The organism is Streptomyces anandii JCM 4720, from assembly GCF_014650655.1.
Classification (GTDB): Bacteria; Actinomycetota; Actinomycetes; order Streptomycetales; family Streptomycetaceae; genus Streptomyces; species Streptomyces anandii.
In genome coordinates this window covers 16,410-26,190 of sequence record NZ_BMVJ01000039.1, presented here as the reverse complement: position 1 = coordinate 26,190, position 9,781 = coordinate 16,410, and the positions used below count along the sequence as shown (strand labels likewise).

At 72.8% G+C, this 9,781-nt stretch carries 12 protein-coding genes; 10 read left to right on the top strand and 2 right to left on the bottom strand.

What is annotated here, in order from left to right; genetic code table 11:
- From IE249_RS39485 to mscL, 6 genes are all read left to right on the top strand, one after another.
- A partial coding sequence (locus tag IE249_RS39485; RefSeq protein WP_308434440.1) for a TrkA C-terminal domain-containing protein occupies positions 1-387 on the top strand: 387 nt, incomplete at its 5' end.
- Positions 388-604: 217 nt separating this feature from the next.
- Complete coding sequence (locus IE249_RS34560) at positions 605-1,915, top strand: MFS transporter (RefSeq protein ID WP_189711326.1); 1,311 nt, start codon at positions 605-607, stop codon at positions 1,913-1,915.
- 67 nt (positions 1,916-1,982) lie between these two features.
- Positions 1,983-2,291, top strand: coding sequence for an FmdB family zinc ribbon protein (locus IE249_RS34555; RefSeq protein WP_189711324.1), 309 nt, complete (start codon positions 1,983-1,985; stop codon positions 2,289-2,291).
- Between the two features lie 128 nt (positions 2,292-2,419).
- On the top strand, positions 2,420-3,253 hold the full coding sequence (locus IE249_RS34550; RefSeq protein WP_189711322.1) for an S-methyl-5'-thioadenosine phosphorylase: 834 nt from the start codon (positions 2,420-2,422) through the stop codon (positions 3,251-3,253).
- Positions 3,254-3,504: 251 nt separating this feature from the next.
- On the top strand, positions 3,505-4,116 hold the full coding sequence (locus IE249_RS34545) for a hypothetical protein (protein WP_189711320.1): 612 nt from the start codon (positions 3,505-3,507) through the stop codon (positions 4,114-4,116).
- A 57-nt stretch (positions 4,117-4,173) separates the two neighbouring features.
- Positions 4,174-4,632, top strand: a complete 459-nt coding sequence (gene mscL, locus IE249_RS34540) for a large conductance mechanosensitive channel protein MscL (RefSeq protein WP_189711318.1) — start codon at positions 4,174-4,176, stop codon at positions 4,630-4,632.
- Positions 4,633-4,648: 16 nt separating this feature from the next.
- Here mscL and IE249_RS34535 read toward each other — a convergent pair whose 3' ends face one another.
- On the bottom strand, positions 4,649-4,819 hold the full coding sequence (locus tag IE249_RS34535; protein ID WP_189711316.1) for a hypothetical protein: 171 nt from the start codon (positions 4,817-4,819) through the stop codon (positions 4,649-4,651).
- Between the two features lie 74 nt (positions 4,820-4,893).
- Here IE249_RS34535 and IE249_RS34530 point away from each other — a divergent pair, with 74 nt between their 5' ends.
- From IE249_RS34530 to IE249_RS34515, 4 genes are all read left to right on the top strand, one after another.
- A complete protein-coding gene (locus IE249_RS34530; protein ID WP_189711314.1) occupies positions 4,894-6,159 on the top strand; it encodes a low temperature requirement protein A in 1,266 nt (421 codons plus the stop codon).
- Positions 6,149-7,177 (top strand): P1 family peptidase, encoded by a 1,029-nt coding sequence (locus IE249_RS34525; protein ID WP_189711312.1) that lies wholly within the window; start codon positions 6,149-6,151, stop codon positions 7,175-7,177. The genes IE249_RS34530 and IE249_RS34525 overlap by 11 nt, the downstream gene beginning before the upstream one ends.
- Positions 7,178-7,409: 232 nt before the next feature.
- On the top strand, positions 7,410-8,633 hold the full coding sequence (locus IE249_RS34520) for a L,D-transpeptidase (protein WP_229859946.1): 1,224 nt from the start codon (positions 7,410-7,412) through the stop codon (positions 8,631-8,633).
- Positions 8,634-8,808: 175 nt separating this feature from the next.
- Positions 8,809-9,555, top strand: a complete 747-nt coding sequence (locus tag IE249_RS34515; RefSeq protein ID WP_189711308.1) for a DUF6227 family protein — start codon at positions 8,809-8,811, stop codon at positions 9,553-9,555.
- Positions 9,556-9,586: 31 nt separating this feature from the next.
- On the opposite strand, the gene IE249_RS34510 is transcribed toward IE249_RS34515, so the two are convergent.
- A partial coding sequence (locus tag IE249_RS34510) for a hypothetical protein (RefSeq protein WP_229859944.1) occupies positions 9,587-9,781 on the bottom strand: 195 nt, incomplete at its 5' end.

The following is a 9,781-nucleotide window of genomic DNA, read 5'->3' as shown; positions in this document are numbered from 1 at the left end:
CTGCTGCAGGGTCCGACGCTGCCGTGGCTGGCCCGACTGCTGCGCCTGGACAAGGGCCCGGAGGCGGCCGACCTCGGCATCGAGGCGGCGCCCCTGGAGCGGCTGCGCGGCCATCTGCTGTCCGTGGCCATCCCCGAGGGCTCCCGGATGCACGGCGTCGAGATCAACGAGCTGCGGCTGCCCGCCGGGTCGGCGGTCACGCTGGTGGTGCGCGAGGGCGAATCGTTCGTCCCGCTGCCGACGACGGCCCTGCGGCGCGGCGACGAGCTCCTGGTGGTCGCCACCGACCCCGTCCGCGAGGCCGCCGAACGGCGGCTGCGCGCGGTCGGCCGGGGAGGCAAGCTGGCCGGCTGGCTGGGCACGAACGGCAACGGCGGAAGCCGGTGAGCGCGACGGCGGCGAACTCCCGGGCCGCGTGATCCCTGTACCATGAAGGCGCACTTTGATCGAACCAACTCTGCCTGACGCAGAGCTGGCGCGACCGTATGGCGGCCGGGCAGTCACCCGCATGGGCACCGGCATCTACCGCAGTCCGCGCAAGAGGACAGCTCTCGGCGTGCCCGTACCCGGGGCCGCGCTACCAGGCGGCAGAAAGGCACGGGCCGTGGGATCCACGGTCACCAACCCTGAGCCGGCGAAGAGCGCGCCGGCCCCCGCCCGCCCCGGATACGGGCAGCTGCTGCGCACCCGCGGCGCCTGGACGTTCCTGCTCCCCGGCTTCGCCGCACGCCAGCCGTTCGCGATGCTCACCCTCTCCATCGTGCTGCTCGTGCAGCACACCACCGGCTCCTACGGCGCGGCCGGCGCCACCGCGGCCGTCACCGGCGTCTCCATGGCGCTGTTCGCGCCTTGCAGCGGGCGGCTCGCCGACCGCCACGGCCAGCGCGCCGTGCTGGTCCCCGGCGTCCTGGTGCACGCCCTGGCCGGGCTGACGCTCACCGCGCTCGCCCTGGCGCACGCCCCCTTGTGGGCGCTGTTCGCGGCGGCCGTGCCGACCGGCGCCTCGGTGCCGCAGGTCGGGCCGATGGTCCGGGCCCGCTGGGGCGTGATCCTCGGCGACTCGCCGCTGATGAGCACCGCGGCGGCCTTCGAGTCCGTCACCGACGAGCTGACCTTCGTCGTCGGGCCGCTGCTGGCCACCGCCCTGTGCACGGCCGTCACCCCGGCGGCGGGCCTGGTCACCGAGGCCGCGCTGACCCTGGCCGGCGGCCTGCTCTTCGCCGCGCAGAAACGCACCCAGCCGAGCACCGAGCGGGCCGTCACGGCGGGCGGCGGGCACGCGCGCGTGGAGCACGCCTCCGCCCTGAGCGTGCCCGGCGTGCGCGTGCTCGTCGTGACCTTCCTCGGCATCGGCTCGGTCTTCGGCGGCATGCAGGTCTCACTGGCCGCGTTCACCGAGTCCATCGGCGAGCCCGGCCTCAACGGCGTCCTCTACGGCACCTTCGCCGCGGGCAACATGCTCTCCGGCGTCGTCTGCGGCGCGATGGCCTGGAAGGTGGCCCCGCAGCGCCGGCTGCTCCTCGGGTACACCGCGCTCGCACTGGCCGCCTCCGCGCTGTGGACGGCGCACTCGGTGCTCCTGCTGGCCGCCCTCGGCCTGCTGGTCGGCATGTGCATCGCGCCCGCCCTCATCACCGGCTACACCCTGGTCGAGGGCCTGGTCCCGGCCGGGGCGCGCACCGAGGCGTTCACCTGGCTCACCGGCGCCGTCGCGCTCGGCCAGGCGGCCGCCGTCACCGTCGCCGGGCAACTGGAGGACCGCCTGTGGGGAGGCGCCGGGTTCCTGGTCCCGATGGCGGGCACACTGCTCGCGCTGGCGACCCTGGTGACCCTCAGGTCACGGCTTTCGGCACCCGCCCGGAGCCGTACGGTCGCACGTGGCGTCGGTCACCGCTCCCCTGTCGCAGTGGACTGATCCCCGGGAATACGTCACTATGGACCGTCGTTAGCACTCATCGAGTGAGAGTGCCAGGAGGAAGACAGTGCCCACCTACCAGTACCAGTGCACCGAGTGCGGCGAGGGCCTCGAGGCGGTGCAGAAGTTCACTGACGACGCGCTCACCGAGTGCCCCAGCTGCGGTGGCCGCCTGAAGAAGGTGTTCTCCGCCGTCGGCATTGTCTTCAAGGGCTCCGGTTTCTACCGCAACGACAGCCGCGGCTCCTCCTCGAGCAGCAGCCCGGCGTCGTCGAAGCCGTCGAGCTCCTCGTCCTCGTCGTCGGACTCGGGCTCGTCGTCCGGTTCCGGCTCGTCGTCCTCCTCCACGAGCTCGGCCGGCAGCTCCGCCGCCTGACGCCTCCTCGCTCCTGACCCCGCCGTCGTGACGGCGGGGTCACAGGCGTACCCGGGGGCGGGGTGCTCAAGCGACAGCTGCCCGCGGGCGGGTCCGCGGGGCGGGTGCGGGCGGCTAGTGTGCTGGTCATGGCGAACGCAGAGATCGGTGTCATCGGCGGTTCCGGCTTCTACTCCTTCCTGGACGACGTGACCGAGGTCCAGGTGAACACGCCGTACGGGGCGCCCAGCGACTCCCTCTTCCTCGGCGAGGTCGCCGGCCGGCGGGTCGCCTTCCTGCCCCGGCACGGCCGCGGCCACCACCTTCCGCCGCACCGCATCAACTACCGGGCGAACCTCTGGGCGCTGCGCTCGGTCGGAGTGCGCCAGGTGCTCGGCCCCTGCGCTGTGGGCGGCCTGCGCCCCGAGTACGGCCCGGGAACGCTGCTCGTGCCGGACCAGTTCGCCGACCGTACGAAGTCCCGGGAGCAGACCTACTTCGACGGGCTGCCGTTGCCGGACGGCGCCGTGCCGAACATCGTGCACGTCTCCCTGGCCGACCCCTACTGCCCCACCGGACGGGCCGCCGCGCTGAAGGCCGCGCGCGGACGTGACTGGGAGGCCGTCGACGGCGGCACACTGGTCGTGGTCGAGGGGCCGCGCTTCTCCACGCGTGCCGAATCGTTGTGGCACCAGGCGCAGGGCTGGTCGGTGGTGGGCATGACCGGCCACCCCGAGGCCGCGCTCGCCCGGGAGCTGGAGCTCTGCTACACCTCGCTGACCCTGGTCACCGACCTCGACGCGGGCGCGGAGAGCGGCGAGGGCGTCTCGCACGAGGAGGTGCTGCGGGTGTTCGCGGCGAACGTGGAGCGGCTGCGGGGCGTGCTCTTCGACGCGGTGGCCGCGCTGCCCGCGACCGGGGAACGGGACTGCCTGTGCGCGAACGCGCTGGGCGGGATGGACCCGGGGTTCGCGCTGCCGTAGTGGCGGCGGTTTTCGCGGAACATCACCTTCGAGTGAGGAAGTTGTCCACAACCGGCGGGTAACGCACGGGCTCCGGCGGGCGACGGCGGGATGCCGCATCGTGGCAACGCAAGCGGCATCCGCTCAGGCCGGTGCCGGTCCTCCGTTCCACGTGGTGGTGCTCCGTGTCCGTGTCGCCCTCCTCTCCTTCGCCTTCCTCTCCTTCGCTTCCTTCCTTTTTCCACTCCGGGCCGTCCGTGTCCGTGCCGTCCATGTCCGTGCCGTCCGTGTCCGGGCCGTCGGGGCGGTACCTGCCCGGTGCCGAGGCTCCCGCGACCTGCGAGGTGCCGCAGTTCGCGCCGGTGCGGGTGCGGAGCGGGCGGTGTCAGCTGCTGCGACTGGTACGGCACCGCAGGCGGGCCGTGGCCGCCGGGCTCGCCGTGACGGCGGCCGCGCTCGTGGCGGCCGGCCCGCGGACCGCACCGGATGCGCCGGACGTCCCTGACGCCCCGGACGTGGCCGGCCCCACTCGCGGCGGGCCGGCCCGGGGACATCCCGCGCCGGCGGCGGAGCGGGCCGGGGAGCCGGCCGTGGAGCCCGGCTCCGGCACCGTGACCGCGCCGGTGCGGATCGCCGACGCGGCCACGGTCCGGCTGCTGCGCCCCGGCGACCGGGTCGACGTCATCGCGGCCGAGGACCCGGCGGCGGGCGGGCAGGCCCGCGTGGTGGCGCGCGGGGCCACGGTGTCGAGGGTCCCCGAGCCGGAGCGGGGCGCGGGCGGAAACGACGGCGGGGCGCTGGTGGTGCTGTCGGTGCCGCGCGCCACCGCCGCGCGCCTCGCGGGGGCGAGCGCCACGGCCCGGCTGGCGGTGACCCTGTGGTGACACGTAGGTTGCGGAGCTGTCCGTTCCACGACCGGCATGTCCTAGGAGGGCCCGCAGGTGAGCAAGGAGAAGGACCCGAGCGTCTGGCAGGGCTTCAAGGCCTTCCTGATGCGTGGGAACGTCGTCGATCTGGCGGTCGCGGTGGTCGTCGGCGCCGCCTTCAGCAACATCGTCAACTCGGTGGTGAAGGGCGTCATCAACCCCGTCGTCGGGGCGATCGGCACCAAGAACCTCGACCACTACAGCTCGTGCCTGAGCACGAAGTGCGCGGGGGACCAGGGCATCCAGATAATGTGGGGCTCGGTCCTCGGCGCCACCCTCCAGTTCCTGATCACCGCAGCGGTGGTCTACTTCCTGATGGTCCTGCCGATGGCGAGGTTCCTGGCCCGCCAGGAGGCCCGCAGGAAGGCGCGCGAGAGCGCGCACGAGGTCGTCGAGGTGACCGAGCTGCAGGTACTCAAGGAGATCCGCGACGAGCTGGTCGCCCAGCGCGGTCCGGAGCACGCGGCGCGGTAGCGCTTGGCCGCCGGCTTCAGAGGTGGTGGGGCGGCTTCTCGTCGAGGAAGCGCTTGAGGTCGGCCGCGGCGTCGCCGTCCGGGCGCTCGCCCCAGCCGCGGTCGGTGTCGTCCGTGGACTGCTGGTTCAGCGGGTCGTCGAAGATCAGCGCGTTCTTCGGGTCGTGCGGCTCGGGGGCGGTGCTCATGCCTCCAGGGTACGGTCACCGCACGGCGTGGCCGTCGCGGGCATGTCGGGCCGGCTTCTGCTGTGCTGGGACCCATGACGTCCAGTTCCGCCCCGGCGCCGGGTCCCGCCGGCCGCCCGTCGCATCCGTCGCATCCGTCGCGCCCCTCGTCGGCCGCCCGGCTGGTGCGCCCGCTGACCTCGCGTGGGCGCGGCGAGGCGCACCGGGTCGCCTCGCCGCTCGAGCTCTTCTTCGACCTGTGCTTCGTCGTGGCCGTCGCCCAGGCGGGCGTGGAGCTGGTACAGGCGGTGGCGGAGGGCCGGGCGGGCCACGGCATCCTCGACTACGCGATGGCGTTCTTCGCCATCTGGTGGGCCTGGATGAACTTCGCGTGGTTCGCCTCGGCGTACGACAACGACGACGTGCTCTACCGGGTCGTCACCCTGGTCCAGATCGCGGGCGTGCTGGTGCTGGCCGCGGGGATCACGCGGGCGTTCGCGAGCCACGACTTCCTGGTGGTGTGGCTCGGCTATGTGATCATGCGGCTGGCGATGGTGTTCCAGTGGCTGCGGGCCGCGCGCTGGGCCGAGGGCGGCGAGCGGCGCATGGCGCTGAGGTACGCGGGCGGCGTGCTGCTGTGCCAGGTCGGCTGGCTGGGCCTGGTGCTGCTGCCGGAGCCGGCCCGGCCGTGGGTGTTCCTGGTGATGGCGGTCCTGGAGCTGTGCGTGCCGCTGTACGCGGAGAAGGACGCCAAGTCCTCCTGGCATCCGCATCACATCGCCGAGCGCTACGGGCTGTTCACCATCATCGTGCTGGGCGAGACGATCGCGTCGGCGACGGTCGCGGTGAAGTCGGGGGTGGAGGAGCACGACGCGCTGGGCGAGCTGCTGCCGATCGCGGCGGGCGGCCTGCTGATCGTGTTCTCGGCGTGGTGGATCTACTTCGTGGTGCCGATCCACGGTCATCTGCGCTCCAACCGGCAGTCCTTCCTGTGGGGATACGGCCACTACCTGGTCTTCGCCTCGGCCGCGGCGATCGGTGCCGGGCTGGAGGTGGCGGTGGATCAGGCGGTCGGCAGGACGCGCCTGTCCGTCCTGGAGGCCTCGGCGGCCGTGACCCTGCCGACCGCGCTGTATCTGGTCACCGTCTGGGCGCTGCACTCACGGCACTTCAAGGTCGGCATCGCGCAGCAGCTCGTACTGCCCGGCACGGCCCTGCTGGTGATCTGCTGCACCTTCCTCGGTGCGTGGGCGGTCCTGTCGGCGGGGCTCGTCTCGGCCCTCGCGGTGGCGACCGGGGTGACGCTGACGGCCCACCGGGCGGCGCCCGGAGGCGGGGAGACTGGCCCCCATGACAGTTGACGCATTGACGGACGTCGCCGGTGTCCGGGTGGGACATGCGACGTGCAGGGGCCGTGGGTGGCTCACCGGCACCACGGTCGTGCTCGCCCCGGAGGGCGGCGCCGTGGCCGCGGTGGACGTGCGCGGTGGCGGCCCGGGCACCAAGGAGACCGACGCCCTGGATCCGCGGAACCTGGTGCGGACGGTGGAGGCGGTGGTGCTGACCGGCGGCAGCGCGTACGGGCTGGACGCCGCCTCGGGGGTGATGGCCTGGCTGGAGGAGCGCGGGCGAGGAGTGCGGGTCGGTCCGGATCCGGCGCACGTCGTGCCGGTGGTGCCGGCCGCCTGCGTCTTCGACCTGGGCCGGGGCGGCGACTTCAGGGCCCGGCCGGACGCGGCCACCGGGCGGGAGGCGGTGCGGGCCGCCGCGGCGAGCGTGCCGGGCGCGCCGGTGGCCGAGGGCTGTGTGGGCGCCGGGACGGGGGCGACCGTCGGGCCGGTCAAGGGCGGGGTCGGCACCGCGAGCACGGTGCTGGACTCGGGTGTCACGGTGGCGGCCCTGGTGGTGGCCAACGCGGCCGGGTCGGCGGTGGACCCCGAAACGGGCGTGCTGTACGGGGAGTTGTTCCAGGGGCGGGTGACCTGCCCGGAACGCCGGGTCCACGAGGCGGCGCGGGAGCGGCTCGCCGAGGCCGCCGCGCGCAACGCCCCGCCTCCGCTGAACACCACGCTCGCCGTGGTCGCCACCGACGCGGACCTGTCCAAGGCTCAGGCGCAGAAGCTGGCCGGGACCGCGCACGACGGCATCGCGCGCGCCGTGCGCCCGGTGCACCTGCTCAACGACGGGGACACGGTGTTCGCGCTGGCGACCGGTGCCCGGCCGCTCGACGCGGGCGCCCCGCTCGCCCTCAACGAGATCCTCGCGGCGGGCGCGGACCAGGTGACCCGGGCGATCGTACGGGCGGTGCGCGCCGCCGAGCCGGTGGACGGACCGGGCGGCACGTGGCCGTCGTACGGGGAGTTGTACGGGCCGCGCTGAACTGCGGCCCGCCGACGCCGCGGTGGAGTCCGGTGGCCCTCATGTCACCGCGGTGGGCGCCTCGTTGGGGGCCGGGGCGGTGTCCCTCATGTCTCGGGGGGCGCACGAATGTCCCGGTTCTGTCACGTGATGGCGTTCGGAGCCGATGCCGGGAACCCGGGCGTGCGGTGACTCCCTCTTCACCCACGCATCGCAGCGGATCACCATCTCTTTCACGAATCTGGAGCAGCCCGTGACTACGCCGGACATAGCAGCGCGGCGCGCACTGGGGGCCTGTGCCGTCCTGATGGTCGGCGCCCTCACTCTCACCGGATGCGGCGGCGACGCCAGCGCCAAGGACGACGGCAAGGGCGGCGGCAAGGACGACGCCCCGAAGACGTCCCAGGCGAAGATCGCCATCTCGGCCAAGGACGGCTCGACCGGCGCGTCCATCAACGCCACCGGGGTGAAGGTCAGCGGCGGCAAGCTGACCGAGGTGAAGATGACCGTGGCGGGCTCGGGGCAGTCCGTGCCGGGCTCGGTCTCCGCGGACGGCACGACCTGGAAGCCGAAGGAGCAGCTGGAGCGCGGCACGAAGTACCAGATCTCGGCGACCGCGAAGGACGCGGGCGGCCTGACGTCCGCCGCGAACTCCATCTTCACCACCGTCACCACGGCGAACAGCTTCATCGGCACCTACACCCCGGACAACGGCACCACGGTGGGCGTCGGCATGCCGGTGTCCTTCCGCTTCGACAAGGCGATCGGCGACCGCAAGGCCGTGCAGTCGCACATCACGGTCACCTCCAGCAGCGGGCAGCAGGTCGTCGGCCACTGGTTCGGCACCCAGCGCCTGGACTTCCGGCCCGAGGAGTACTGGAAGGCCGGCTCCAAGGTCACCATGAAGATCGATCTGGACGGCGTGCAGGGCGCGAACGGCGTCTACGGCGTGCAGAAGAAGACGGTGACCTTCACCGTCGGCCGTTCGCAGGTCTCCACGGTGGACGCGAACACGCAGACCATGACGGTGGTGCGGGACGGGCAGACCGTGAAGACCATCCCCGTCTCCACCGGCAGCCCGGAGCACACCACGTACAACGGGCAGATGGTGATCTCCGAGAAGTTCGAGCAGACCCGGATGGACAGCCGGACGGTCAATCTGGGCGGCGAGTACAACATCTCGGACGTGCCGCACGCGATGCGCCTGACCGAGTCGGGCACGTTCATCCACGGCAATTACTGGTACAACAAGGGCAATCCGCCTTTCGGCCGGGAGGGCACCAGCCACGGCTGCGTCGGCATGGCGGACGTACGGGGCGGCGGGAGCGACACCAACGCCAAGTGGTTCTACGACAACTCGCTCCTCGGCGACGTCGTGGTCGTCAAGCACTCACCCGACAGGACCGTGACGCCGGACAACGGGCTCAATGGCTGGAACATGTCATGGAGCGAGTGGACCGCCGGCAGCGCCGTCTGATCGCCAAGCCCCTCTGAGCTGCGTTTTTTTGACCAATCGCCGGGCCGCGCGGGAACTTCTCGCGCGGCCCGGGCGTTTTACGGGCACACGTTTTCTCGGTTCCCGGACATGATGTCCGGCCGAGGGGCTACGGTATGCACCCACAAGGTGACATGCAGCAACGCCGGGAGAAACCTTGAGCGTTCCGTACGAGACGGCAGCGTACGAGCCACGCGAGTCGCCCGAGTCTCCGGAGGAGCACCTCGCGCGACTCCTCGGCCGTGCCCTGAACTCCTTCGAACTGCCCGACGAGACGATACGGCGGCTCGACTGCGCGCTGGCCTACGACGGTTCGCTCCACTCCGCGCACCACAGCGCCGGACTGCACCGCGAGACCTACCGGCACACCTGGCTGCTCGCCGACGGCTCGGCGCTCACCCTCTGGGAGCTCGTGCACAACACCGCCCCGGGCAACGAGCCACAGCACGAGGTGTACGTCGACGAGGAGGAGCTGCGCACCGCGACCGCCAGGCTGCCGCTCCCGCCGGACGCGCCGGACTTCGAACTGCCGGTCCTGGTCCAGCTCTCGGCCGTCCCCGAGACCCGGCACGCCTACACGCCCGACGACTCCGCGGACCACGCCCGACGCCTGCTCAGGCGCGCGGAGAACGGCGACCGGCCGGGCGCGGAGGTCGCCTCCCGGCTGGCCACGGCGTCCGGGCACCAGATCACGCAGGCGTTCGGCCGCCCCTGCCGCACGGGCCGGGCGGGCCTGTGCTTCGCCCTCTACGAGCACGCGTTCCTGCTGAGCGACGGCGTGGAGATCTCCCTGTGGGAGGTCGAGCACACGGCCACCCCGGACGGACGCCACATGTGCGAGGTGTACGCGACGGAGGACGCGGCCCGGGACGCGATGGAACGCAGGGCGGCGCAGGTGCCGTAGCCCGTAGCCCGTCGTCCGGCGTCCGGGGAGGTCAGTGGCCGTCGTCGAGCTGGCGCATCAGGCCCGCGAAGGCGTCGCGTTCCGCCGGGGTGAGCTCCACGAACTCGCGGTGGGGGCCGCCCGGGCCGGGCTGGGGCGGCAGGGCGGACAGCCGCGTGGCCGGCGCACGCCGGACGGTCTCGAAGCGTACGGCGCGTCGGAAGCGGGCCAGGCTGATCATGCAGGC

Coding starts and splice junctions, on each gene's coding strand:
- IE249_RS34550 (WP_189711322.1), top strand. CDS start 2,420: ATGGCGAACGCAGAGATCGGTGTCATCGGCGGTTCCGGCTTCTACTCC.
- IE249_RS34545 (WP_189711320.1), top strand. CDS start 3,505: ATGTCCGTGCCGTCCGTGTCCGGGCCGTCGGGGCGGTACCTGCCCGGT.
- IE249_RS34535 (WP_189711316.1), bottom strand. CDS start 4,819: ATGAGCACCGCCCCCGAGCCGCACGACCCGAAGAACGCGCTGATCTTC.
- IE249_RS34530 (WP_189711314.1), top strand. CDS start 4,894: ATGACGTCCAGTTCCGCCCCGGCGCCGGGTCCCGCCGGCCGCCCGTCG.
- IE249_RS34525 (WP_189711312.1), top strand. CDS start 6,149: ATGACAGTTGACGCATTGACGGACGTCGCCGGTGTCCGGGTGGGACAT.